Origin of the sequence: Kitasatospora sp. MAP5-34, assembly GCF_029894335.1 — a bacterium.
GTDB lineage: Bacteria > Actinomycetota > Actinomycetes > Streptomycetales > Streptomycetaceae > Kitasatospora.
In genome coordinates this window covers 15,546-39,625 of sequence record NZ_JARXZC010000003.1, presented here as the reverse complement: position 1 = coordinate 39,625, position 24,080 = coordinate 15,546, and the positions used below count along the sequence as shown (strand labels likewise).

The 24,080-nt window shown below is 72.2% G+C and carries 19 protein-coding genes; 7 read left to right on the top strand and 12 right to left on the bottom strand.

The genetic code is table 11. The annotated features are described in order from the left end of the window. Positions 1 to 43: 43 nt before the first annotated feature. From P3T29_RS03830 to P3T29_RS03815, 4 genes are all read right to left on the bottom strand, one after another. Positions 44 to 1,429: a S53 family peptidase gene (locus P3T29_RS03830; RefSeq protein WP_280714814.1), complete on the bottom strand. Its 1,386-nt coding sequence runs from the start codon at positions 1,427 to 1,429 to the stop codon at positions 44 to 46. Between the two features lie 205 nt (positions 1,430 to 1,634). After that, entirely contained in the window at positions 1,635 to 2,393 is a 759-nt protein-coding gene (gene fabG, locus P3T29_RS03825; protein WP_280714813.1) for a 3-oxoacyl-ACP reductase FabG, read from the bottom strand. Positions 2,394 to 2,448: 55 nt separating this feature from the next. After that, positions 2,449 to 3,636: an acetyl-CoA C-acyltransferase gene (locus P3T29_RS03820; RefSeq protein ID WP_280714812.1), complete on the bottom strand. Its 1,188-nt coding sequence runs from the start codon at positions 3,634 to 3,636 to the stop codon at positions 2,449 to 2,451. An 88-nt stretch (positions 3,637 to 3,724) separates the two neighbouring features. Further along, a complete protein-coding gene (locus tag P3T29_RS03815) occupies positions 3,725 to 4,873 on the bottom strand; it encodes an acyl-CoA dehydrogenase family protein (RefSeq protein ID WP_280714811.1) in 1,149 nt (382 codons plus the stop codon). A 122-nt stretch (positions 4,874 to 4,995) separates the two neighbouring features. Between P3T29_RS03815 and P3T29_RS03810 the strand changes: the two genes are divergently transcribed. Further along, positions 4,996 to 5,628, top strand: coding sequence for a TetR/AcrR family transcriptional regulator (locus tag P3T29_RS03810; protein ID WP_280714810.1), 633 nt, complete (start codon positions 4,996 to 4,998; stop codon positions 5,626 to 5,628). Here the strand turns inward: P3T29_RS03810 and P3T29_RS03805 are convergent. The 8 genes from P3T29_RS03805 to P3T29_RS03770 all read right to left on the bottom strand — a co-directional run bounded on the left by P3T29_RS03805 (position 5,597) and on the right by P3T29_RS03770 (position 15,785). Then, positions 5,597 to 6,781 (bottom strand): nitric oxide synthase oxygenase, encoded by a 1,185-nt coding sequence (locus P3T29_RS03805; protein WP_280714809.1) that lies wholly within the window; start codon positions 6,779 to 6,781, stop codon positions 5,597 to 5,599. The genes P3T29_RS03810 and P3T29_RS03805 overlap by 32 nt on opposite strands. 208 nt (positions 6,782 to 6,989) lie before the next feature. Beyond that, entirely contained in the window at positions 6,990 to 7,964 is a 975-nt protein-coding gene (gene egtD, locus P3T29_RS03800) for an L-histidine N(alpha)-methyltransferase (RefSeq protein ID WP_280714808.1), read from the bottom strand. 14 nt (positions 7,965 to 7,978) lie between these two features. Further along, the gene (gene egtC, locus P3T29_RS03795) at positions 7,979 to 8,722 is read right to left on the bottom strand and encodes an ergothioneine biosynthesis protein EgtC (RefSeq protein ID WP_280714807.1); all 744 of its coding nucleotides are present in this window, start codon (positions 8,720 to 8,722) and stop codon (positions 7,979 to 7,981) included. Next, on the bottom strand, positions 8,722 to 10,041 hold the full coding sequence (egtB, locus tag P3T29_RS03790) for an ergothioneine biosynthesis protein EgtB (RefSeq protein ID WP_280714806.1): 1,320 nt from the start codon (positions 10,039 to 10,041) through the stop codon (positions 8,722 to 8,724). Before egtB ends, egtC begins: the two co-directional genes overlap by 1 nt. Then, positions 10,038 to 11,375: an ergothioneine biosynthesis glutamate--cysteine ligase EgtA gene (gene egtA / locus P3T29_RS03785; protein ID WP_280714805.1), complete on the bottom strand. Its 1,338-nt coding sequence runs from the start codon at positions 11,373 to 11,375 to the stop codon at positions 10,038 to 10,040. The genes egtB and egtA overlap by 4 nt, the downstream gene beginning before the upstream one ends. A gap of 175 nt (positions 11,376 to 11,550) precedes the next feature. Beyond that, on the bottom strand, positions 11,551 to 12,660 hold the full coding sequence (locus P3T29_RS03780; RefSeq protein ID WP_280714804.1) for an aminotransferase class I/II-fold pyridoxal phosphate-dependent enzyme: 1,110 nt from the start codon (positions 12,658 to 12,660) through the stop codon (positions 11,551 to 11,553). Between the two features lie 113 nt (positions 12,661 to 12,773). Continuing rightward, the gene (locus P3T29_RS03775; protein WP_280714803.1) at positions 12,774 to 13,937 is read right to left on the bottom strand and encodes a winged helix DNA-binding domain-containing protein; all 1,164 of its coding nucleotides are present in this window, start codon (positions 13,935 to 13,937) and stop codon (positions 12,774 to 12,776) included. Between the two features lie 30 nt (positions 13,938 to 13,967). Then, a complete protein-coding gene (locus P3T29_RS03770; RefSeq protein WP_280714802.1) occupies positions 13,968 to 15,785 on the bottom strand; it encodes a glycoside hydrolase family 15 protein in 1,818 nt (605 codons plus the stop codon). A gap of 219 nt (positions 15,786 to 16,004) precedes the next feature. Between P3T29_RS03770 and P3T29_RS03765 the strand changes: the two genes are divergently transcribed. The 6 genes from P3T29_RS03765 (at position 16,005) to P3T29_RS03740 (ending at position 24,069) form a co-directional block, all read left to right on the top strand. Beyond that, complete coding sequence (locus P3T29_RS03765; protein ID WP_280714801.1) at positions 16,005 to 16,811, top strand: SAM-dependent methyltransferase; 807 nt, start codon at positions 16,005 to 16,007, stop codon at positions 16,809 to 16,811. Beyond that, positions 16,808 to 18,931, top strand: coding sequence for a GGDEF domain-containing phosphodiesterase (locus P3T29_RS03760; RefSeq protein WP_280714799.1), 2,124 nt, complete (start codon positions 16,808 to 16,810; stop codon positions 18,929 to 18,931). The genes P3T29_RS03765 and P3T29_RS03760 overlap by 4 nt, the downstream gene beginning before the upstream one ends. 341 nt (positions 18,932 to 19,272) lie before the next feature. Then, positions 19,273 to 20,106 (top strand): glycosyltransferase family 2 protein, encoded by an 834-nt coding sequence (locus tag P3T29_RS03755; protein ID WP_280714798.1) that lies wholly within the window; start codon positions 19,273 to 19,275, stop codon positions 20,104 to 20,106. After that, the gene (locus P3T29_RS03750) at positions 20,103 to 21,425 is read left to right on the top strand and encodes a glycosyltransferase (RefSeq protein WP_280714797.1); all 1,323 of its coding nucleotides are present in this window, start codon (positions 20,103 to 20,105) and stop codon (positions 21,423 to 21,425) included. The genes P3T29_RS03755 and P3T29_RS03750 overlap by 4 nt, the downstream gene beginning before the upstream one ends. After that, positions 21,425 to 22,696: a glycosyltransferase gene (locus tag P3T29_RS03745; protein WP_280714796.1), complete on the top strand. Its 1,272-nt coding sequence runs from the start codon at positions 21,425 to 21,427 to the stop codon at positions 22,694 to 22,696. The genes P3T29_RS03750 and P3T29_RS03745 overlap by 1 nt, the downstream gene beginning before the upstream one ends. Further along, positions 22,696 to 24,069, top strand: coding sequence for a hypothetical protein (locus P3T29_RS03740; protein ID WP_280714795.1), 1,374 nt, complete (start codon positions 22,696 to 22,698; stop codon positions 24,067 to 24,069). Before P3T29_RS03745 ends, P3T29_RS03740 begins: the two co-directional genes overlap by 1 nt. Positions 24,070 to 24,080: the final 11 nt, after the last annotated feature.

Sequence of the window (24,080 nt, the reverse complement as noted above, 5' to 3'; positions counted from 1 at the left end):
ACTACCGGCCAGCAACTGCCTGCTGCCGTCTGCCAGTTGTCGACTACCGACCGGCGATCGCGTGCACGAAGCGCGCGCCGTCGATCGTGCCGAGGCCCGACGCGAGGTCGTAGCCCTTGGCGGCCTGGTAGCCCGTCACGCCGTTCCAGCCGTTGTCACCGGTGGTGACGTCGGTGATGCCGCTCCACTGCGAGGGCAGCGCGCTGAGGCCGTACATCCGCCAGTTGAGCTGGCCGAGACGGTAGCCGGCCAGCTGGTCGGCGAGCGCGACGACGCCGGAGAAGATCGGCGTGGCCTCGCTGGTGCCGCCGGTCAGCGACCAGCCGGTGGCCTTCGGGTCGTACGACTGGTACGTCCAGGCCGCGCCGTCGACGGCGGCGCTCATGCTGATGTCGGGGGTGCCGCGGTGGTTGCCGGTGACCCCGGCCACGCCCCACTGGTACCACGGACGCTCGAAGACGCCGGAGACGCCACCGCCACCGGCGCCGTAGGCGTCGTGCCACACCTTGTCGGGTGCGGTGCGGTTGCCGTTGTTGTCCAGGGTCAGCTGGGTGCCGCCGACCGAGGTGACCAGCGGGTCCGAGGACGGCCAGGAGTTGACCTTGTACGGGTACAGGTCGCTGCCGGACGTGGAGTCCGTCGCACCGTTGTCACCCGAGGCGCCGAGCACGGTGACGTTGTGGGCCGCCGCCTCCTTGAAGGCGTACCGGAGGTCGGTGAGCGACTTGAAGTCGCCCTTGTCGAAGCCCGGGAAGGTGTTCTCGGTGGCGCCGAAGCTCTGCGAGATCACGTCGCCCTGACCCGACTTGATCATCGACTGCTCGGCGTCCATCATCTCGGGCAGGCCGGTGACGCCCTCGGTCTCGGCGACGCCGGTCTCCATCAGGACGATGTGCGCGTCCGGGGCGATGGCGTGCGCGTACTCGACGTCGAGCGTGGTCTCACCGGCCCAGCCGGTGTGGTCCGGGTTGTTCGGGTTGAAGGGCGGGACGTTGCCCCACTGCTTGACCTCGACGTTGGTGTCGGGGATGCCCCACTGCTTGTCGAAGACCTCGAGGTCGTGCTGGATCGTCGGCGAGCCGAAGGAGTCGACGATGACGATCGTCCGACCCTTGCCCGTGACGCCCTGCTGGTAGAGCGGGGCGAGGTTGTAGGCCGTGCGGTACTGCAGCGGCGAGTAGCAGTGGATGCCGATCTGGGTGACACAGTCGGAGGTCGATATCGGCGCCGGCCGTGAGGTGGCGAAGATGTGCCCGCTGGACGCCGGACGCACATGAACGGTCGGGACACCGATCTGGTGGCCCGCCAGTGCCGTGGCCTGGGTGGTGACACTCGCGGCGGTCAGGGCGGTGGCCCCGACGGCGAGCAGCGCCAGTGCGCGGGTGGTCGTGGAGCGTCGGGGGCCCGCGGTGACGGGGGTGCGACCCATGGAACTCCTTCGGAAGGCCTGAACCGACCAGACGGTCGGCCCCGCAATCCCATCGGCCGCAGCACGATCATTCCATAGTCACATAGGAGCACCAGGGCGTAGTCCATATTAACTATGCGAACAGGTAATGGTCACCCCAGCGTTGAGTAATATCTACACTAGGGTGACCATATGACTGTACGTCACATTCGCTCGAACGGTACGGTCAGCGCGCCCCTCCGTTCACGTACAGAGTCTGCCCGCTCACGTACGACGCGTCCTCGCTCACCAGGAAGGCCACCACGGCCGCGATCTCCTCCGGCTGCCCGACCCGGCGCAGCGGGGTGCGCTCCGCGACCTGGGTCTGGTGCTCCTCCGGTGTGGCGCCGACCCGTTCGGCCGTGCCGGCGGTCATCGCGGTGGCGATGTAGCCGGGGGCGACGGCGTTGACGTTGATGTTGTACGGGCCGAGCTCGATCGCCAGGGTGGCGGTCAGGCCCTGGATGCCGGCCTTGGCGGCGGCGTAGTTGGCCTGGCCCCGGTTGCCGAGCGCGGAGCGCGAGCTGAGTGAGACGATCTTGCCGTACTTCTGCTTGACCATGTAACTCTGCGCCACATGGCTGCAGTTGTAGGCGCTGGTCAGGTTGACGGTCAGGACGGTGTCCCAGTCCGCCTTCGGCATCTTGAAGAACAGGTTGTCCCGGGTGATCCCGGCGTTGTTGACCAGGATGTGGAGTGCTCCCAACTCCTCGGCCACGGTGGCGAACACCGCCGCCACCGCGTCGTAGTCGGCCACGTCGCAGCCGTACGCCCGCGCCGTGCCGCCCTTGGCGGTGATCGCGTCCACGGTACCCTGCGCCCGCTCGGCGGTGAGGTCGACCACCGCGACCACCGCGCCCTCCTCGGCCAGCCGGAGCGCGGTCGCGGCACCGATACCTTGCGCGGCGCCGGTGACGACGGCGACCTTGCCTGCGAAACGAGTCATGTCTCTCTGCTCCCTCGGACGTTCAGTTGTGCTCGGACGTCAGCTGTTCAGCTGTTCAGCTGTTCTCGACGATGACGGCGGCGCCCTGGCCGACGCCCACGCACATGGTGGCCAGGCCGCGCTGCGCGCCGGTGCGGCGCATCCGGTGCAGCAGGGTGGTGATGATCCGGGCGCCGGAGCTGCCGAGCGGGTGGCCCAGCGCGACGGCGCCGCCGGAGGGGTTCACCAACTCCGGGTCGAGGCCCAGCTCGTCGATGCAGGCGAGGGCCTGCGCGGCGAACGCCTCGTTCAGCTCGGCCTCCTGGAGGGAGTCGATCCGCAGGCCCAGCCGGTCGAGCAGCTTGCGGGTGGCGGGCACCGGGCCGATGCCCATGACGTCCGGGTGCACCGCCGCCGCCGCGCCGCCGACGTACCGGCCGAGCGGCTCCAACTCCAGCTCCCGCAGCGCCGCTTCGCTCACCAGCAGCAGCCCGGCCGCGCCGTCGTTCATCGGCGAGGCGTTCCCGGCGGTGACCGTCCCGCCGGCCCGGAAGACCGGCTTGAGCTGGGCGAGCCGCTCCAGCGTGGTGTCCTCGCGGATCGCCTCGTCCCGGTCGACCGTCACCCCGTCCGGGCGGACCACCGGCAGCAGTTCGGCGTCGAAGTGTCCGTCCTTGCGGGCCGCCGCCGCGCGCTGGTGGCTGCGCAGGGCGAACTCGTCCTGCCGCTCGCGGCTGATCCCGTACCGGGCGGCGACCTCCTCGGCGGTCTCGCCCATGGTGAGCACGCCGTGCAGGTCCTTCATCCGGGGGTGGGTGAGCCGCCAGCCGAGCCGGGTGTCGTACGTCTCCATCCGGTGCGGCAGGGCCTCGTCGGGGCGGGGCAGTACGAACGGCGCTCGGCTCATCGACTCGCAGCCGCCCGCGATCACCACCTCCGCCTCGCCCGAGCCGATCGCCCGGGCGGCGCTGGTGACGGCGTCCATCCCGGAGGCGCACAGCCGGTTGACGGTGACGCCGGGGACGGTCTCGGGCAGCCCGGCGAGCAGCACGGCCATCCGGGCGATGTTCCGGTTGTCCTCGCCCGCCTGGTTGGCCGCACCCCAGTAGACGTCGTCGATCCGGGCCGGGTCCAGCTGCGGCACCTGGTCGAGCAGGCCACGCAGCACGGCAGCCGACAGGTCGTCGGGCCGTACGGTGGACAGCGCGCCGCGCAGCCGCCCGATCGGGGTGCGGCGGGCGGCGGCGAAGTAGACGGGACGCACTTCGTTGGGCTCCTCTACGTCAGTGGAGTACGGGAGTGGGAGTACGGGAGTGGGAGTGGGAGTGGGAGTACGGGAGTGGAGTACGGGACTAGAACGCGTTGACGCCGGTCAGGGCTCGCCCGATCAGCAGCTTCTGGATCTGGCTGGTGCCCTCGTACAGGGTCATCACCCGGGCGTCGCGCAGGTACTTGCCGACGGGGTACTCGTCGATGAAGCCGTACCCGCCGAACACCTGCAGCGCGTTGTTGGCGGCCCGGACGGCGGCCTCGCTCGCGAAGAGCTTGGCGACGGAGGACTCGGTGGCGAACGGCAGTCCGCGCTCGATCAGGTCGGCCACCCGCCAGGTGAGCAGCCGGGCGGCCTCGACGTCGACCGCGATGTCCGAGAGCAGCTCCTGCACCAGCTGGTACGAGGCGATCGGCTTCCCGAACTGCTCGCGCTCCTTGGCGTACCCGACGGCCGCCTCCAGGCAGGCCCGGGCGATGCCGACGCAGCCGGCCGCGACCGACATCCGGCCCTTGGCGAGCGCGGCCATCGCCACCGTGAAGCCCTTGCCCTCGGGGCCGAGCCGGGCGCTGTCCGGCACCCGGACGTTGTCGAACACCAGCTCCGCCGTCGCCTGGCCGCGCAGCCCGAGCTTGCCGTGGATCTCGCGCCGCCCGAAGCCAGGTGAGTCGGTCGGGACCAGGAACGCCGTCACGCCCTTGTGACCGGCCTCTCCGGTACGGGCGAAGACCAGCGCGACGTCGGCCCAAGTCCCGTTGGTGATGAACATCTTGGCGCCGCTGATCAGCCAGTGGTCGCCCTCGCGCACCGCCCGGGTGGTGAGGTTGGCGGCGTCCGAGCCGGTGCCCGGCTCGGTGAGGGCGAAGCAGGCGAGCGCCTCGCCGGAGGTGAGCCGGGGCAGCCAGTGCTGCTTCTGCTCCTCGGTGCCGTACGAGTTGACCGACTTGGCGACCAGGCCGAGCGAGACCGAGACGATGCCGCGCACCGAGGAGTCGCCCCGGCCGAGCTCCTCCAGGACCAGGCAGTACGCCAGGTGGTCCCCGCCGCTGCCGCCGTACTCCTCGGGGATGGTCAGCCCGAGGAACCCGAGCTTGCCGAGCTTGCCGATCACCGAGCGGTCCACCGACTCGGCGCGGTCCCACTCGGCGGCGAACGGCACGATCTCGCGGTCGGTGAACTCGGCGGCCAGCGCACGTACGGCGGTCTGCTCCTCGGAGAGCTCCAGGTTCATGGGTGGCCGGCCTCACTTAAACTAGCGGTGCAAGTTTTATTGGACTGTAGCCCGACCCACGTCATCTGTGAAGAGCCACCTGCCAGAATGCACGGATACCCACCCGACCGGAGGAAACGACGATGGCGCGCCCGCGCACACCCCTGCTGAGCCGTGAGCGCATCGTGGTCACCGCGCTCGCGCTCGTCGACGGCGACGGCCTGGACGCGCTCTCCACCCGGCGGCTGGCCGCCGAGCTCTCCGTCAGCGGCCCCTCGCTCTACAACCACTTCGCCACCAAGGACGAACTGCTCGACGCTGTGGTCGACAGCGTGATGGGAGAGGTCGACCTGTCGATGTTCGCCGCCGGGGCCGACTGGCGCACCGCGCTCCGCGACTGGGCCCGCTCCTACCGGGCGGCCCTCGCCGCGCATCCCAACATCGTGCCGGTGCTCGCCCAGGGGCCCGGGCGGCGCCCGAACGCGCTGCGCCTCGCCGACGCCGTCTTCGGCTGTCTGGTCGCCGCCGGCTGGCCACGCGGCCAGGCCACTCGGATCGGCGCGCTGATGCGCTACTTCATCACCGGCTCCGCCCTCGGCTCGTTCGCCGCCGGCTTCCCCGAGGACGCCGAGCTCTACGCCGCCGAGTACCCCCACCTCACCGAGGCCCACCTGCTCGCGGAGCACCGCCGCAGCATCGACGAGGGCGCGTTCGAGATGGGCCTGGAAGCCCTGCTGGACGGTCTCACCCTGCGCTACCGCCGGCCGGCCGGCTGACGGGTGGGCGACCGAGAGGAAGCCACTGCCAGGGTTCGCGCGCCACGAAGGCGGGCCGCGTCCGCAGGTCCACCGGGTCGTAGTAGCGGTGGTACACCGGCGTCAGCCCGCCCGAGACCGGCGGGACGATCCAGCTCCAGTCGGCGGGCGTCGGGCGGCCGAGCCGCTTCTCCTGGGCGATGTGCCTCAGGAAGCGTTCCGATTCGGTGTGGTGGTCGGCCATCGTGACGCCCGCCTCCTGGAAGGAGTGCAGGACGGCCACGTTGAGTTCGACCAGCGCGCGGTCCCGCCAGAGCGTCCGCTCGGAGGAGGTGTCGAGCCCGAGCCGTTCCGCGACCACGCCCAGCAGGTTGTACCGGTCGGCGTCGGCCAGGTTGCGGGCGCCGATCTCGGTGCCCATGTACCAGCCGTTGAACGGCGCGGCGGGGTAGTGGACGCCGCCGATCTCGAGCGTCATGTCGCTGATCGCCGGTACCGCGTACCAGCGCAGCCCGAGTTCGGCGAACCAGCCGTGGTCGGGGTGGAGCAGCGGTACCTCCAGGGCGGCGTCCTGTGGCACCTCGTACCACTGCGGCTCGGATCCCGGCCGCTCCTGGACGAGCAACGGCAGTACCTCGAACGGCTCCTGGCCGCCCTTCCACCCCAACGTCCGGGCCCGTTCGGCCAGTTCGGCTCCGGCTGGATCGCCGATCCAGCCGCCGTCCGGCTGTGCGTGGCCCGCGTACCGGACCAGCTGCTGGTTGGCGATCCGGGGCGCCGGCTGTCCGGGCCGGTCGGGGGCGAAGACCGTGACCACCGGCCGGATCCGACCCCCGTTGGTGGCGATGCGCAGGTGCTCGAAGCACTCCTCGGCGATCGCGTCGGCCGAGGAGACCTGCCGCAGATCGCGCACCACCAGGCTCCGCCAGTACAGCCGCCCGATGCACCGCGCCGCGTTCCGCCAGGCGACCCGCGCACCGAAGGCGAGTTCGGCGCTGGTGTGCTCGTACGTGCCGGTACGTTCGATCTCGGCCAGCACCTGACGGACCCTCGGCGCCGGATCGCCCTCACCCGGCCGCTCCTGGTGGAACTGCCGGACGAACGCCACGGCTTGGCCTATGGCTGACGCTTCGTCAGAAATCTCGGTGGGAACGGGCGACGGCGGCCCGGCCATGGACTCCCGTGCGTGCGGGCAGGCCGCCGCCTGCGTTCTGGTGGTACCCCTGGTGCGAATCCGACTGAAGATCAAGGACACATCCCTCCCAGCACCCATGGGTACCGGAGGTGAGTGCCCGCGTGCGCGGACTGGGTGATTCGGCCCCGGCACAGCACGATCGGCGCTATCGTGCGGTGCCGGAGCCTTCCGTCGCGTCGGACCGGGCCTACGCCGGGACGGCGAGGGAGAGGCCGAACCGGCCGGCCTCGTCCGTCCACCACTCCGCCAACCGCAGCCCTGCGGCCGCAAGTTCGTCGGCGATCCGGGTGTGGCGGAACTTGGCCGAGACCTCCGTCCGGAGTTCCTCGCCCTCGTCGAAGTGGACCGGCAGGTCGAGTTCGCGGATCTTCACGGTCTGGGCCCGGCGGGAGCGCAGCCGCATCTCGATCCACTCCTGCTTCGCGTCCCAGAGGGCGACGTGGTCGAACTGCTCCGGGTCGAAGTCGGCGCCGAGCTCGCGGTTGAGCACGTCGAGCACGTTCTTGTTGAACGCCGCCGTGACGCCGGCGGCGTCGTCGTACGCGGCGACGAGGACCTTCGGCTCCTTCACCAGGTCGGTGCCGAGCAGGACGAAGTCGCCCGGATCGAGCCCGGCCCGCAGGGAGGTGAGGAAGGCGGCCCGCTCGTCGGGCAGCAGGTTGCCGAGCGTGCCGCCGAGGAAGGCGACCAGCCGGGGGCCGCCGGCGCCGTCGGAGAGGCCGAGCCCGTGGGTGAAGTCCGACACCACGGCCCGCACCGCCAGTCTCGGGTACTCGACGGCCAGGGACTTGCCCGCCGCCTCCAGCGCGCTCTCGCTGACGTCCACCGGGACGTACTCCGCCAGCGTCCCCAGCTCGCTCAGCGCGTCCAGCAGCAGCCGGGTCTTCTCCGAGGAGCCCGAGCCCAGTTCGACCAGGGTCCGGGCCTTGGTGATCGCCGCGATCTCGCGGGCCCGGGAGGTGAGGATCTCCCGTTCGGCGCGGGTCGGGTAGTACTCCGGCAGCCGGGTGATCTCCTCGAACAGCTCGCTGCCCCGGGCGTCGTAGAACCACTTCGGGGGCAGCCACTTGGGATGCGCGGTCATCCCGTTCTTCACGTCGTGCCGTAGCGCCTGGCCGAAGTGGTCGGCGGGCAGCAGGCGGGTGAGATCGAAGGTGCTCACGGCGGGTCGTCCTCTCAAGGGTTCAGGGTCTGTACGGTCGTGCTCTCGGCGGTCGCCAGCAGCAGACTTCGGTCGGGCAGGCGGATCCAGTCGGGGTCGTCGTCGCCGGGTTCCGAGGCGACCAGCACGCCGGTTCCGGGTACGGCCCGGTAGCAGAGGGTGTCGCCCCAGGTGGTGGCGGCGATCGAAGTCCCGTCGGTCAGCAGCAGGTTGAGCCGGGCGTCGCTGTGCTCGGCGATCGTCCGGACGGTGTCGGCCAGCGCCTCGCCGGGGGGGCGGCCGGCCCGCAGCCGGTGCAGTACCAGCGCCCAGACCAGCGCCGAGTCACTGCGGGCCTCCAGTCCGAGCAGCTCCTCCGGCGGCAACAGGGCGGCCAGCTTGGCGAGTTGGCCGGGCCAGCCGGGCAGTACGCCGTTGTGGCTGAACAGCCACCGGTCGGCGCCGAACGGAGCCGCCGCAGCCTCCCCGGCCGCGCACCCCTCGGTCGCGGAGCGGACGGCGGCCAGCAGGGCCCGGGTGCGCACCACCCGCGCGAGGTCGGCGAAGCCGCCGTCCGCCCAGATCGGCCCGGCCCGCCGGTAGCGGGCGGGCACCGGGTCGCCGTCCGCGTACCAGCCGACCCCGAACCCGTCGGCGTTCATCGTCCCGTACTGCTGCGCCCGCGGCGCCCAGGACTGCCGGTGCAGACCGAACGGCGGGTCGAGCACCAGCCGCCCGATCGCCAACGGTTCACCCAGATAGGCGAGATGACGGCACATCAGTCCACGTCCACGGTGCGCGCGGTGCGGAAGCCCGCGAAGATCTGCCGTCGGATCGGGTAGTCCCAGTTCCGGAAGGTGCCCCGGCAGGCGACGGGGGCGACGGCGAAGCAGCCGCCGCGCAGGACCTTGTACTCCGGCCCGAAGAAGACCTCCGAGTACTCCCGGTACGGCCAGGCCCGGAAGCCGGGGTAGGGGCGGAAGTCGCTCGCCGTCCACTCCCACACGTCACCCATCAACTGCCGTACCCCGTACGGCGACCCGCCCGCCGGGTAGCTCCCGACGGGGGCCGGCTGGAGGTGGCGTTGGCCCAGGTTGGCGTGCTCGGGGCCCGGCTCGGCGTCGCCCCAGGGGTAGCGGCGGGAGCGGCCGGTGGCGGGGTCGTGCCGGGCGGCCTTCTCCCACTCGGCCTCGGTCGGCAGCCGCCGCCCGGCCCAGCGGGCGTAGGCGTCCGCCTCGTACCAGCTGACGTGCAGCACCGGCTCCTCGCCGGGCACCGGCTCGACCGTCCCGAACCGGCGGCGCAGCCACTGGCCGCCGTCCCGGCTCCAGAACAGCGGCGCCGTCAACTCGGCCCGGCACCTGTGCTCCCAGCCCTCCGGCGTCCACCAACGGCTGTCCTGGTAGCCGCCGTCGGCGATGAACCGCTGGTAGGCGGCGTTGCTCACCGGAGTGGTGTCGAGCCGGAACGCCGGGACGTCCACCTGGTGTGCCGGGCGTTCGTTGTCCAGCGCCCACGGCTCGGTGTCGGTGCCCATGGTGAACGGGCCACCGGGGATCAGCACCTCGGCCGGCAGTTCCGCCGTGCACGGATCAGGAGCCGGTGCGACCAACGCGGCCGCACCCCGGCGGAGTTGGTGGGTGATCAGCATGGTCTCGTCGTGCTGCTGCTCGTGCTGCGCGATCAGGCCGAAGGCGAAGCCGTCCCGCAGCAGCGGCGTCCCCTCGAGCGGGCTGGCGGCGAGCAGGTCGAGGACCCGGCCGCGTACCTCGTACGCGTAAGCGCGGGCCTGGTCCGGCGGGAGCAGCGGCAGGCTGGGCCGCTCGGATCTCGGGTGCTCGAAGGCGTCGTAGAGCGGGTCGATCTCGGGGTGCATCGGGTCGCGCCCACCGACGTTGCGCAGCAGCCAGAGCTCCTCCTGGTTGCCGATGTGGGCGAGGTCCCAGACCAGCGGGGACATCAGGGGGGAGTGCTGGGCGGTCAGTTCGTGGTCCGCGACGCAGTCGGTCAGACCGGCGGTGCGGTCCCGGGCGGTGAGCAGCTCGGTGGCGATCCGCTCCCGCAGGGCTTCCGCAGAAGGGAGTTCGGTGTGCGTCATCGTGCGGCCTCCGAAGAGACGGGGTCGGCGCCGGAGCGCAGCGCGTCCAGTTGGTCGTCGGCGGGGCAGCGGCCGCGCGCCGGGTAGCGATCGGCGAAGTCGGCGAGCGCGCCGCGCAGCCGGTGCGAGCCGGGCCGGCGGGCGAGGGCCTGGTCGGCGGCTCCGAAGCAGGCGAGGGCGGCCCGGCGCAGCTGCGGGTCGCCGAGGGCGAGGGTGGCGGCCCGGTGCCAGAGCTCGGCCCGGGGCGGGCGGAGCCCGTCCGCAGGGGTGAGCGGCTCCAGGGCGGCCCGGGCGAGGTCGGCGGCCGCCGGATCGTCCAGCAGCGCGGTGACCAGGGCCAGCGGCGCCAGCCAGCCGTCGCCGGGCTGCGCGTCGATCATGCGCAGCTCCAGGTGGCCGCGCGGACGGACCGGGGGGAAGAGCGTGGTGCGGTGGTAGTCCAGGTCGGCGAGCGACGGCGGGCGCTCGCCCGCGCCGCGCAGCCAGCCCCGGAAGGTCAGCCCGGCCGGGGCCGTCCAGGGGCTGCCGTTCGGGCGGCGGACGCAGAGCAGCTCGGCGTCCAGCACGTAGCGGGCCCAGTCCTCACGCGGGTCGGTGGCCGCCGCGCCCGGGGCGGCCGGTGCGAGCGTACGGCTCGGGTCCATCCGGGACCAGACCAGCTGACGGGTGGACCGGTAGCCGGTCGGCTTGCCGTCCAGCAGCGGGGAGTTGGCGAACGCGGCGACCAGCACCGGTCCGAGCAGGTGCGTCAGCCGCCAGCGGTCGGCCAGCGTGTGCGGGCCGCTGTCGGCACCGGCGTCCACGTTGACCTGGACTGACGCGGTACCGGTCATCATGATCCGGCCCCACGGCCCGGCGCGGTCGAAGAACTGCTCCATCGCCAGATAGCGCGGATGGTCCAGCTGCATCCGGCGTTCGCGGGGGAGCGGGTCGGTGCCCGAGCCGGTGAGGCGCAGGCCCTGGGCGGCGAGTGCGGCGCGCAGCTCGGCCTGGTCGCGAAGGAGGTCCTCGGCGCAGGCGGCGGGGTGTTCGGCGGGCGGGGAGCTGAGCTCTACCTGCCCGCCGGGTTCACGGGTGAGCCGGGCACCCGCCGGGAGGAGCGGCGGCTCGGGCTGCTCGCCGCCGGAGTGGGCGGGGTCCGGGTGGACCGGCTCCGCAGCGGTCGGCAGCTGCGCCAGCGCGGCGGCGACCCGGTGCGGTTCCACCGGTGCCTGGGGACATCGGGAGTCATGGACGAACCACTCGGCCTCCACACCGACCAGCCGAGGCGGGCCGATCTTGAAACAGATGCCGAGGAGATGGTCCTCGGCGGTCGATTCGGTCAGCGGCGTCACGCTCGGTGGTGTCGAGCGGGGTGCCTGCTGAGGAGCGGGTGTCTGATTCGGGCGAACGGGTATCACCGGACTCACCATCCTCGGTTCGCGAATTGCGGCCCGGTCTTCCTGCCTCAGTCTGCTACGAACCAAACATGTGCGCCGCTCGCGGGAGATCTGCGCAGGTCAGGCGGCATTAACAGCGCGTCAATCGGGTGAGCGCGGTCCGCAGCGACGATTCGGGGAGGGCGTAGTTGAGCCGGAGGCAGCCCGTCCACTCCGCCCCGCAGTCGGTACCGGCGGACAGCTCCACGTCACGCTGCGCGAGCAGGATCTCGCGGGCCCCGACGGCGGGCAACCCGAGCGCGACGGCGTCCAGCCAGACCAGGTAGGACGCCTCCGGGCGGGACAGCACCGCCCCCGGCAGTGCACCGAGGACCAGCTCACGGTTGGCCGCCAGCCGGTCCAGCAGGGCGTCCAGCCAGGGTCCGCCGTGCCGCAGCGCGGCCCGCTGGACGACCTGCTCCAGCAGTCCGCCCTCCCACAGGCCGTACTCCGCCATCCGGGTGGTCAGCCGCTCGCGCAGGCCGGGGTCGGGGACGAGCGCGAAGCAGCTCGGGATGCCGGAGGTGTTGAAGGTCTTGCCGACCGAGTTCAGCGTCACGGTGTGCCGGGCGAGCTCTCCGGCGACGCTCACGGCGACGGGGTGGCGCAGCGTCGGGTGGGGGTGCGCCAGGTCGCTGTGCACCTCGTCCGAGACCAGCAGCCCGCCGGCCTCGGCCACGCCCTCCGCGAGCCCCCGGATCTCGTCCCGGGTCCAGACCCGCCCGGAGGGGTTGTGCGGGCTGCTCAGCAGGACGAGGTCCGCCCCGGCGAAAGCCCCGACGGGCAGCCGGTAGCCGTCGGCGTCCCGCGCCAGACCCACCGCCCGGTACGGCAGCCCCGCCGCCCGGCAGAGCTGCTCGAACCCGCCCCACTCGGGCGTCGGGAAGAGCACCGGCCACCGGGGCCCGACCACCGACAGCAGCAGCCGCAGCGCGGTACGCGGCCCGAACGGCAGCAGCAGCACCCACTCCGGGTCGACCAACACCCCGTGCCGCTCGCGGTACCAGCCGGCCACCAGCGCCCGCCCGCCCGGATCGCAGACGGTGTACCCGTACGCGCTGTGCCGGGCCCGCTCGGCGAGCGCCGCACCGATCTCCGGCAGCCCGGGCAGGTCCATGTCGGCCAGCCCCAGCGCGATCCGCCCATCCCCGGCCCGGGCCCACTTGCTGCTGCCGGTGCCCGTGCGGTCGATCCCTTGCATTTTGTAACTCCCCAGCGTTCAGTTGCATTGCCCAGGGGCGCGAGGAACTGCGCGAATCGGAAGGCTACGGTCCGCAGCCGCACGTTGTCGCTCACTTGCACGGGCTACCCCGTTCAGCCGGAGAGGCATCGCTCGAGCGGCGTGCGAAAACGTGGGGTGACCCGGATCGGGCCGAGCCAGGACCGTAGCCGGGCGACTTCGGCCTCGACCGCCGCCGTCGCGTCGCTGCCGAGGCGTTCCAGGGGCCGCCAGACGAGCTCACCGTCCGGCCGCTGCGCCCAGCCGCCGATGATCCGGCCGTTCCACCAGACGGTCGGGCCGATGTTGCCCGAGCGGTCGAACAGGTCGGTCCGGTGCTCGGTGGGCAGGTACCAGTCGCGTTGCTGCCAGCCCATCGGGGTGGGGTCCAGGCCGGGCAGCAGGGCCGCCCAGGGGTCGGGCGCGGCGACCGGCCCGGTGTCGTCGGGCAGGACGAAGCCCTCGCCGGCGGTGAGATCGACCGGTACGGCTCCGCAGGCGGCCAGGGCCGCCCGCACCTCGCGCAGCCCCCAGCCCGTCCACCACCGAACGTCCTCGACGGTGGCCGGGCCGTAGGACGCCAGCCAGCGTGCCGCCAGCTCGGACTGCGCCTGGGCGACGGGCAGTTCGGGCAGGGCCGGCCGAAGTTCCCAGCGGTACTGGCCGCTGGTCCAGCTCCCCACCGGACGGCCGCGCACGATCGACCCCTCCATCCCCAGCACCCGCAGCAGCCGGACCCCGATGGTCTGCTTCGCCTCGTACGGCTTCCCGGTGGCCACCGTCATCGACTCGCGTAACTCGGGTACCTTGGCTCCCAGTTGGGCGCCACTGGCCTGCCCGGCGGCGTCCAGCGCGGCGAGCGTGAGCTGTTCGACCCGGGCCAGCCAGGCCTCGTCGAAGCCGACCTCGGCGGCGAAGGCGACCAGGCCGCGACGCTCCCGCTCGGCGACCTTGCGGGTGGTGGAGGACTGGACCAGGGGCGCGAGATCGTCGGGCACGACGAACAGGGTGCGCCGCATGCCGTGCATCCGGACGAGCGAGCGGTCCTCGTAGAGCGCCTGGTCCAGCGCGTCGCTGCCGGGCCGGTCGAGGCGGGCGGCGGTGGACAGGAAGACCGTCGCGGGGTCGGAGGCGTGCAGGGCGAGTACCGCCTCGGCGACCTGCTCGGGGGCGCCGGCCCGGTGGGCGGGGGCGAGCAGGTGGCGCCGGCCGAGGCGGGCCCGGCGCTGCTCGTCGTCGATCTTCGGGCGGGCGCTCATGCTGGACCTCCGGTCGGCTCGCTGCCGAGATTACGTGCCGTCAGGCCCCGCGCCCAGGCCGAAGGCCGTGTTGACCAGGGCGACGTGGGTGAACGCCTGCGGGGTGTTGCCCAACTGGCGCCGGGTGATCGGATCCCACTCCTCGGAGAGCAGCCCGAGGTCGTTGCCGAGCGCCACCACCCGCCCGAACAGCTCCCGGGCCTCGCCCGTCCGCCCGGTGAGCGCGAGGGCGTCGGCGAGCCAGAACGAGCAGGCCAGGAAGGCCCCTTCGGACCCGGGCAATCCGTCGGCGCCGCGCTGTCCGTCGGAGTCCGGCGATCCACCTCGGCCCAGCCCGGGGGCGTAGCGCCGGACGAAGCCGCCGTGGTCCAGCTCGGTGCGGACGGCGTCGATGGTGCGGATCACCCGTGGGTCGTCCGGCGGGAGGAAGCCGGTCTTCGCGACGAACAGCGTCGCGGCGTCCAACTCCCGTCCGCCGTAGTGCTGGACGAACACCCCACGGTCCGGGTCGTAGCCGTTGGCACAGACGTCGGCGTGCACCGCGTCGCGCATGGCCCGCCAGCGTTCCAGCGGTGCGGGCAGGCCGGTGGTCTCGGCCATCCGGACGGCCCGGTCGGCGGCGACCCAGGTCATGATCTTGGAGTGGACGAAGTGCCGCCGCTCGCCCCGGAACTCCCAGAGCCCCTCGTCGGGCTGCCGCCAGTGCTCCTCGAGGAAGGCCATCAGGGTGCGCAGCAGCCGCCAGACCTTGCGCTCCATCGGCAGACCGGCCAGCAGCGCCAGCTCCAGGGTGTCCACCACCTCGCCGTAGACGTCGAGTTGGAGCTGCCGGACGGCGGCGTTGCCGAGTCGGACGGGTGCCGAGCCCTGGTAGCCGGGCAGCCAGGAGGCCTGGGTCTCGGGCAGGCCGCGCTCGCCCGCGACCCCGTACACCGCCTGGAGGTCGGCCGGGTCACCGGCGATGGCCCGCAGCAGCCAGGTGTACCAGGCGGCCGCCTCCTCGCGGTAGCCGCTCCGCAGCAGGGCGGCGAGCGTCATGCTGGAGTCCCGCAGCCAGCAGAACCGGTAGTCCCAGTTGCGCATCCCGCCGAGCCGCTCGGGCAGCGAGGTGGTGGGGGCCGCGACGATGCCCCCGGTGGGGGCGTAGGTCAGCGCCTTGAGGGTGATCAGGGAGCGCAGCACCTGCGGCCGCCACTCGCCCTGGTACCGGCAGCCGGCCGCCCAGCGCTCCCAGTCGTCGACCGTCCGCTGCAGCGCCCGGTCGGTGTCGGTACGGGGTGCGGTGGAGAGGTGGGAGGGCTGCCAGGTGAGGACGAACGGCACCCGTTCGCCCGCCCGGACGGTGAAGTCCGAGCTGGTGGCGCCGTCGTCGCCGTACGTGTGTACCCCGGGCGGGACGCGCAGCCAGGCGGAGTCGGGGCCCGCGACGGCGATCCGGTGGTGGTCGGTGCGGCGCACCCAGGGCGCGATCCGGCCGTGGTTGAACCGCAGCCGCAGGTCGCCGCGCATCGGTACCTCGCCGCGCAGCCCCTCGACGATCCGGATCAGCTGCGGGGAGTGTTCACGGCGTGGCATGAAGTCGGTGATCCGGACGTCCCCGCCGACGGTCTCCCAGACCGAATCCAGGACGAGGGTGTCGCCCCGGTACCGCCGCCCGGTGCACAGGCCGCCACCGGCGGGGGCGAGCCGCCAGCCGCCGTGCCGGTCGTCACCGAGCAGTCCGGCGAAGCAGCTGGGGGAGTCGAACCGGGGCAGGCAGAGCCAGTCGACCGAGCCGTCCCGTCCGACCAGGGCGGCCGTCTGCAGGTCGCCGATCAGGGCGTAGTCCTCGATCAGTAGTCCGGTCATCGCCCTTCATTCTGCGCCGGGTACCGTAACCGGGCACGTCACGGCAGGCGGATGAGCTCCGGTTGCGGGTAGGGTCCGTTGGTAGGAAGATCTTTATCGCCTGTTGTCTGACGCAGATCCGACTGGTGTCTGCTACCGAGCTTGTCTTCTCACAGACTTTCTACCGAGCTCGTCCGACACAGAGCTGATGTCCGCCACAGATCCGGAAGGGGTGCCGTGATGAAGCGGCCGAACTGGGTACCCGCCGGAACCGACCTGGACAAGCCCAACGCCGCCCGGGTGTACGACTACTACCTCGGCGGCTCCCACAACTTCGAGGCCGACCGGCAGATGGCCCGCCGGGCGATGGAGCTCTGGCCCGACCTGCCGGCCATCATGCGGTCGAACCGGGCGTTCCTGCGCCGCGCGGTGCAGTTCCTCGCCGAGCGGGGGATCACCCGGTTCCTGGACATCGGCTCGGGCATCCCGACCTTCGGCGCCGTCCACGAGGTCGCTCGGACGATCCGGCCCGAGGCCCGGGTGGTCTACGTCGACCGGGACCCGGTCGCGGTGGCGCACAGCCGGCTGCTGCTCAAGGACGACCCGCTGAGCCAGGTGGTCGAGGCCGATCTGCGTTCGGTACAGGACCTGCTGGCCCGTCCCGAGGTGGCCGGCCTGCTGGGCGCGGGCGAGCCCGTCGCCCTGATGCTGGTCGCCGTCCTGCATTTCGTGACCGACGAGGAGGAGCCCGGCAAGCTGGTCGCGACGCTGCGCGACGCCCTGCCGCCGGGCAGCGCGCTGGCGCTCTGCCACGCCTCGACGGAGGGCCGCCCGGACCAGGCCGGCCCGCACCAGGACCTCTACCGGCTCACCCCGACCCCGCTCACCATGCGCACGCCGCAGCAGATCACCGGCTTCTTCGACGGCTTCGAGCTGGTCGAGCCCGGTGTGGTCTACCTGCCCGAGTGGCGCCCGGAGAACCCACTGGCCGTCGGTCCGCACCCCGAGCGGATGACCGGCCTGGTGGGCGTCGGATTCCGCTCGTGAACACGGGGGCACCGAACACGGGGGCACCGGTGGGGGACAGCGCCGCTGCCAGCTTCCACGACGAGTGGGCCCGGTTGCTGGAGGCCGGGCACGGCGTCGCCGTGCACCCCGGCATCCTGGGCCGGCTGGTCTCCCGGACGGCGGCCCTGCTGCACCGGGCCCAGCAGGAGGACCCGTTCGAGTCCGCGCTCGCCGCCGAGGCCGGCGCGCTGCTGGTGGACGCCCACTTCACCGACCCGGTGGTGCTGGCCCAGGCGGTCGAGCTGCTGCACGAGCACCCGGTGGCGGACGAGCGCGGCCCGGCGCTCTGCGGCGCCTTCGCGGCGGGCTGGGCCGCCGCGCTGCGCGAGCGCACGCTGCGCGAGCAGGAGGCGATCCGGCTTGCGGCGGACACCGCGCGGCAGGAGGTGGAGCGGGCGCTCCGGGCCTCGGAGACCCGTTTTCGCGCGCTGTTCGAGAGCGCGGCGATCGGGATCGGCATCGGCGACGTCGAGGGCAACATCCTGGCGGTCAACCGCGCCCTGCAGGAGATCTTCGGCGCCCGCCCTGAGGACCTCCAGGGCCACAAGGTCAACGAGCTGGTCCACCCCGAGGACACCCCGGGCGTCTGGGAGGCGTACGAGGAACTGATCACCGGTAAGCGCGACTACCTCCAGTTCGACAAGCCCTACTACCGCCGCGACGGCGAGGTGGTCTGGACGCACCTGACCGTCTCGCTGATCCGTGACGACGAGGGCAGGCCGCAGTACCAGGTGGCGATGCTGGAGGACATCACCGACCGTTACCGCCTGCAGGAGCGGCTGCGCCACCAGGCGACCCACGACCCGCTGACCGGCCTGCCGAACCGGGTGGCCTTCTTCGAGCGCCTGGAGAAGCTGTTCGAGGAGCCGGAGCCGGGTGCCCGGTTCGGGCTCTGCTACGTGGACCTGGACGGGTTCAAGGTGGTCAACGACTCGCTGGGCCACGAGACCGGCGACCTGCTGCTGGCGGCGGTGGCCGCCCGGCTGGAGTCCGTGCTGACACCGCTCGGGCACATGGTGGCGCGCCTGGGCGGCGACGAGTTCGTCGTGCTGCTGGAGAACTGCCGGGGCGAGCAGGAGGCGGTGGCCGCCGCGAAGACGGTGCTGGCCGCGCTCGCCAAGCCGGTGCTGATCGGGGACCACCGGCTGGCGGTCGGGGCCAGCATCGGCGTACTGGAGCGCCGGGTGGCGACCACCACCCCGAGCGCCGCCGTCCGGGCCGCCGACCTCACGCTCTACCGCGCCAAGGAGGCCGGGCGCGGGCGCTGGACGCTGTTCGACCCGAAGGAGAACGCGCGAGCGGTGAGCCGGTACGCGGTGTCGGTGCGGATGCCCGCCGCGCTGGACCGGGGCGAGTTCTTCATCGACTACCAGCCGCTCTGCTCGCTGGAGGACAACTCGCTGGTCGCGGTCGAGGCGCTGGTGCGCTGGCGGCACCCGCAGCTGGGTGTGCTGGGCCCGGAGGAGTTCATCGCCACCGCCGAGGAGACCGGTCTGATCATGCCGCTCGGGCGCTGGGTGCTGGAGCAGGCGTGCGGTCAGGCGGCCGACTGGGTACGGCGGTTCGGCTCCGCGGCCCCGCAGCTGAATGTCAATCTGGCGGTCCGTCAGGCCCGGAATGCCGGCCTGGTCGGCGACATCGACCGGATTCTGCGCTCCACCGGCCTGGACCCCGCCAAGCTGCAGCTGGAGATCACCGAGAGCACCGTGGTCGGCCCGGAGGACGAGGCGCTGAAGGCGCTGCACGCGGTGGTCGACATGGGCGTCTCGCTCGCCGTCGACGACTTCGGCACCGGCTGGTCCAACCTCGCCTACCTGCGTGACCTGCCGGTCTCCGGGCTGAAGATCGCCGGCTCCTTCGTCGGCGACCTCCACGACCCCACCAAGGACACCCACCTGGGCTGGCGGATCGTCAGCGGACTGGTCTCGCTGGCGCACACCCTCGGACTGACCGTCACCGCCGAGGGTGTGGAGAGCGGCGCGGACGCCGACCGGCTGCGGCTGATGGGCTGCGACTGGGCCCAGGGCTGGCACTTCGGCCGCCCGGCGCGGCCCGCCGAGATCGCCCGGCGGATCTCCGAGGCCGGGCTCTCGAAGTAGCTCGGCCCGGGAAAATGGAAATATGGGACATTTCCCGACAAACCTCTTGACTTGGCGTGAGAGCGCGTTCGATGATGAGGCCCTGGCACCGCTTGCGAAGGCATCGCTTTCCAGCGGTGGGGGTATTTCCGCCAGTTGTTGTTCATGTCGGGCGCTTCGGCGCACCGCGGGGCTTCGGGGGAGTAGTCGAGAAGCCCTCCGTGTCGAGGATCGCTCACATTTCTCCGGGGCCGCGCCCCGCGCCTCACCGCGCATGGGCCCGCCGCCCTGTCACCCGGGGTACGCCCGTGGGTACCGGTCTGTCGGTACCGGCGTGCCGCCGCCTCCCGAGAGGCCGCCCGATGAGCACCACTCTGCCTCCCCACGTCCTCCCCTACGCCGTCCGCGACGGCCGTCCGATGCGCCGGGCCACCGACCACCTCGATCCGCGGCCGCCGATGCGCCGCGCGACCGACGGCTACGCCACCACGCACTCCGTCAGCCTGATCGTCCCGGCCCGCAACGAGGCGCAGAACATCCCCTGGGTGTTCGAGCAGATCCCGCGCTGCGTGAACGAGGTCATCCTGGTGGACGGTTCCTCCACCGACGCCACGCTGACGATGGCCGAGCACTGCCTGCCCACCGTCCGCAGCGTGCAGCAGAGCGGCGGCCCGGGCAAGGGGAACGCGCTGCGCACCGGCTTCGAGGCCGCTACCGGCGAGTACATCGTGATGATGGACGCCGACGGGTCGATGTGGCCCGGCGAGATCCCGCACTATCTGCACTTCCTGGACAACGGCTACGACTTCGTCAAGGGCTCGCGCTGCATCGCCGGCGGCGGCTCGCTCGACTTCACCCGGATCCGCGCGCTCGGGAACCGGGCGCTGCTCACGGTGGTCAACCGGCTCTATCACGCCAAGCTGACCGATCTCTGCTACGGCTTCTGCGCCTTCCGGCGCAGCTTCCTGAATGAACTGGACCTGCGCTCCTCGGGCTTCGAGATCGAGGCCGAGATGATCGCGCACGCCCTCCGCTCGGGCCTTCGGATCGCCGAGGTGCCGAGCCTCGAACTTCCCCGCCGCAGTGGCCGCTCGCACCTCCACGCCGTCTCCGACGGCCGTCGGGTGCTGCGGACCTTGCTCGCCGAGCGCCCCGGCGCCCGGTCCGCGGCGCTCCACGCCGTGGGGGAGCGATGATGAATGGCTCCGACCGGCGCACCGCAGCAGCCTGCCCCTGCCCCGTCGCCCGCGACTCGCTCTACACCCCCGTCCGGGTGGCCGAACTGGACTTGGACGAGCCGAGTGAGTTGCGCTCACCCGGCGGTCTCGGACCGGTCGACCCGGACGGACGCGTGTTGGCGTTGGTGCGACTGCACGGACACCCGCTCGGACTGGTCAAGGCCACCGGAGCACCCGGCGACACCGCCGGACTGCGCCGGGCGCTGGTCGATGCCGCACATCGCGAGCTGTACATACCGTCCAAGTCCTCCGCGGCGCCCGGTGCGCTTCCCGGTCGGGTCGGCAGCGGCCGGGCGTCGGCGGAACCCCCAACGGTGAGTGTGATCGTCTGCACTCGTAACCGGGAGGGGATGCTGCGACAGTGCCTCGACTCCCTGCTGCGGACCGGCTATCCGCATGTCGAGGTCCTCGTCGTGGACAACGCGCCCTCGGACGACGCCACCGAGGCGTTGGTCCGGGCGCGTTATCTGGACCAGGTCCGCTACCTGCGCGAGCCGGTGGCGGGCCTGGCCCGGGCTCGCAACGCCGGGCTGGCCGCGGCGCGTGGCGAGATCTGCGCCTTCACCGATGACGACGCCCTTGTCGACGCCGGCTGGGTGTCCGCCCTGGTGGACGCTTTCCAGGCGGACGGCCGGGTGGGCTGTGTCACCGGGCTGGTCCTGCCCGCCGAGCTGGACACCGAGGCACAGGCCGGGTTCGAACAGTACGGTGGTTACTCGAAGGGTTTCACCGCCCGGAGCTGGTCGCTCAGCGACCGCGCCGACGACCCGCTCCTACCGTTCTCTGTCGGCAAGTTCGGCACGGGTGCCAGCATGGCCTTCCGGACCGAGCTGCTCCGCAGCCTCGGCGGCTTCGACACCGCGACCGGCGCCGGCACCCGCTCGCGCGGCGGCGAGGATCTGCTGGCCTTCTTCCAGGTCCTGACCGGCGGGCACACCGTGGCGTACCAGCCGGAGGCGATCGCCTGGCACCGCCACCGGCGCACCATGGACGCCCTGACCGCCCAGATCTACGGCTTCGGCGTCGGCTTCGGCGCCTACTTGGCCGCCGCCGTCACCCACGAGCCCGCCCAGCTGGCCGGGCTGGTCCGGCGGCTGCCTCGTGGCCTCTGGCAGTGGCAGACCGTCCGCCGGGGACGTGCCCACGTCGCCTGCGACGGCGGGAACTCCCAACTGCGCCTCGGCCGGAAAGAATTCCAGGGCCTGCTGTATGGCCCGTTCATCTATCTGTTCAGCGTCTGGCAGCAGCGGAATGCCCAGGCAGAGAGTAGGCCGTGATGTCCTCCGATCTCGCCGTCCGTCCGGTCGGCCCCGCCCGGGTCGTCGAACTGGACCTGGACAGGCCGGGTGAGCTGCGCTCGCCCGGCGGCCTGCAGGAGACCAGCCCGACCGGCCGCGCGCTTGCCCTGGTCCGGCTGCGCGGGCACCCGCTCGGACTGGTTGAGGCTACCGCTGCACCCGGAGACTCCGCAGGGCTGCGCCGGGCACTCGTCGAGGCAGCCCACCGGGAGCTCGGCACTCCCGCGCCGATCACCGCGAGACGCGCGGCGCCGCACGACCAACCGACGGTCAGCGTGGTCATTTGCACGCACAACCGCCAGCGGATGCTGCGGCAGTGCCTCGACTCGTTGCTGCGGACCGGCTATCCGTACGTCGAGGTCATCGTGGTGGACAACGCACCGTCGAGCGACGCGACCGAGGAGTTGATCCGGACACGCTACCCGGATCAGGTCCGGTACGTGCGAGAGCCGGTAGCGGGCTCCTCGCGGGCCCGCAACCGCGGGCTGGCCGCGGCACGCGGTGAGATCTGCGCCTTCGCGGACGACGATGTCATCATCGACGCCGACTGGGTCTCCTCGCTGGTGGACGCTTTCCAGGCGGACGGCCGGGTGGGCTGTGTCACCGGGCTGGTCCTGCCCGCCGAGCTGGACACCGAGGCTCAGGTGGCGGTGGAGCAGTACGGCGGATACGCGAAGGGCTTCACCGCCCGGAGCTGGTCGCTCCGCGAGCGCCCGGACGACCCGCTGCTGCCGTTCAAGGTCTGTATGTTCGGCTCCGGTGCCAACATGGCGTTCCGCACCGAACTCTTCCGCCGCCTCGACGGCTTCGACCCGGCGATCGGCATCGGCACCCCCGCGCGCGGGGGTGAGGACCTGCTGGCCTTCTTCCGAGTCCTGGTGGACGGGTACACCGTGGCCTACCAGCCGGACGCGATCGTCTGGCACCGCCACCGGCGCACCATGGACGCCCTCACCACCTCGATCTTCAACTTCGGCGTCGGCTTCGGCGCCGTCCTGGCCGCCGCCGTCGTCCACGAGCCCGGGCTGCTGGCGGTCCTGCTCCGGGGGCTGCCCCGGGGCGCCCGGCAGTGGTGGGCCGGCCGGGCCCGCGACCAGGCCGCCCTCAACGGCGCGAACTCTCCGCGCCACCTCGGCCGGAAGGAACTCCACGGGCTGCTGTACGGCCCGTTCACCTACCTGTTCAGCCTCTGGCAGCAACGATCAGCGTCAGACAGAGGCACAGTGACCAGCTCGGGGGGTAGACCCTGATGGCCGACCTCGCCTCCCGCCCAGCCGTACGCACTCGGCCCTGCTCCTGCCCGGAGCCGCTGCCTTGCGAGTGCTCCTACGTCACGCTGCTCCGGGCCCGGGCCAGGGCGGCCGGCCGGTTCGCCGCAGGTGAGCCGCTGCTGCGCAACGGGCATCTGCTGGCGGCGAGTTCGGTGCTGGCGGCGGGGCTCGGTGCGGTCTTCTGGATCTTCGCCACCCGGTGGTACAGCGCCGACACCGTCGGCCGCAGTTCGGCCGCCCTGTCGGCCGTCGCACTGCTCTCCGTCATCGGCCAGTTCAACCTCGGTGACGTGCTGGTGCGGTTCGTGCCGGGCGCCGGCCGGCACACCCGGCGGCTGGTGCTGCGCTGTTATGCCGTCAGTGCCGTGGGCAGCGCGGTGGCGGCCATCGGGTTCCTGTTGCTGCTTCCATGGATCGCACCGAAGCTGGGGTATCTGCGCGGCCCGCTGGTGGCCGGCGCCTTCGTTGCGGCGACGGTCGGCTATTCGCTCTTCGTTCTCCAGGACTCGGCGCTCACCGGACTGCGCCGGGCCGGCTGGGTGCTCGGCGAGAACGCCCTGTTCGCCGTCGCGAAGGCCGCCGTGCTCGCGATCTGCGCGGCTCTGGCGGTGGGCGCGGGCATCCTGCTCTCCTGGTCCGTGGCGTTGGTCGTCTCGATCGCCGTGACCAGCGTGGTGCTGTTCCGCTGGGCGATACCGGCCCACCAGCGGGCCGACCGGGCCGGCGCACCGAGGCCGGACCGGGTGATGCGCTTCGCGGCTGCGGACTACCTGGGCATGCTCTTCAGTCTCGGTCCCTACACCGTGGTGTCGCTGCTCGTCCTCGACCGGCTGGGCGCCGCGCAGAACGCCTACTTCTCGCTGACCTGGCTGATCTCCTACCCCTGCTACCTGGCCGCGCTCGGCATGGGCAACTCGCTGGTCGTGGAGGCCGCCCACGCCCCCGAACGGCTAGCCGAGCACGGCCGCCGGGTGCTGCGCCACACAGCCTTCCTGGTGGCGGTCGCGACGGTGGTACTGGTGGTCGTCGCCCCGTGGGTGCTCAGCCTGTTCGGCGCCCAGTACGCCCAACACGGCACCACCGTGCTGCGCCTCATGGCGCTCGGCGCGCTGCCCAACGTCCTGCCGACCGTGGCCGTGGACGTGGCCCGGGCACGGCGGGCGCTGCCTTGGGTGATCGGGCTGCAGGTCGCCTACGCCGTTCTGGCCGTCGGCATGGTCGGTCTGTTCCTGCCACTGTTCGGCCTGACCGGGGTCGCTATGGCCATGCTGTTCGCTCACTGCGCCCTCGCGCTGCCACTGCTGCTCGCGCTGCCGCGCTGGCTGCCGAAACCCGCCAGGAGGCTGGGATGACCACCGTATGC

Coding starts and splice junctions, on each gene's coding strand:
- P3T29_RS03830 (WP_280714814.1), bottom strand. CDS start 1,429: ATGGGTCGCACCCCCGTCACCGCGGGCCCCCGACGCTCCACGACCACC.
- fabG (WP_280714813.1), bottom strand. CDS start 2,393: ATGACTCGTTTCGCAGGCAAGGTCGCCGTCGTCACCGGCGCCGCGCAA.
- P3T29_RS03815 (WP_280714811.1), bottom strand. CDS start 4,873: ATGAACCTGGAGCTCTCCGAGGAGCAGACCGCCGTACGTGCGCTGGCC.
- P3T29_RS03810 (WP_280714810.1), top strand. CDS start 4,996: ATGGCGCGCCCGCGCACACCCCTGCTGAGCCGTGAGCGCATCGTGGTC.
- P3T29_RS03805 (WP_280714809.1), bottom strand. CDS start 6,781: ATGGCCGGGCCGCCGTCGCCCGTTCCCACCGAGATTTCTGACGAAGCG.
- egtC (WP_280714807.1), bottom strand. CDS start 8,722: ATGTGCCGTCATCTCGCCTATCTGGGTGAACCGTTGGCGATCGGGCGG.
- egtB (WP_280714806.1), bottom strand. CDS start 10,041: ATGACGCACACCGAACTCCCTTCTGCGGAAGCCCTGCGGGAGCGGATC.
- P3T29_RS03780 (WP_280714804.1), bottom strand. CDS start 12,660: ATGCAAGGGATCGACCGCACGGGCACCGGCAGCAGCAAGTGGGCCCGG.
- P3T29_RS03775 (WP_280714803.1), bottom strand. CDS start 13,937: ATGAGCGCCCGCCCGAAGATCGACGACGAGCAGCGCCGGGCCCGCCTC.
- P3T29_RS03770 (WP_280714802.1), bottom strand. CDS start 15,785: ATGACCGGACTACTGATCGAGGACTACGCCCTGATCGGCGACCTGCAG.
- P3T29_RS03765 (WP_280714801.1), top strand. CDS start 16,005: ATGAAGCGGCCGAACTGGGTACCCGCCGGAACCGACCTGGACAAGCCC.
- P3T29_RS03755 (WP_280714798.1), top strand. CDS start 19,273: ATGAGCACCACTCTGCCTCCCCACGTCCTCCCCTACGCCGTCCGCGAC.
- P3T29_RS03750 (WP_280714797.1), top strand. CDS start 20,103: ATGATGAATGGCTCCGACCGGCGCACCGCAGCAGCCTGCCCCTGCCCC.
- P3T29_RS03745 (WP_280714796.1), top strand. CDS start 21,425: ATGTCCTCCGATCTCGCCGTCCGTCCGGTCGGCCCCGCCCGGGTCGTC.
- P3T29_RS03740 (WP_280714795.1), top strand. CDS start 22,696: ATGGCCGACCTCGCCTCCCGCCCAGCCGTACGCACTCGGCCCTGCTCC.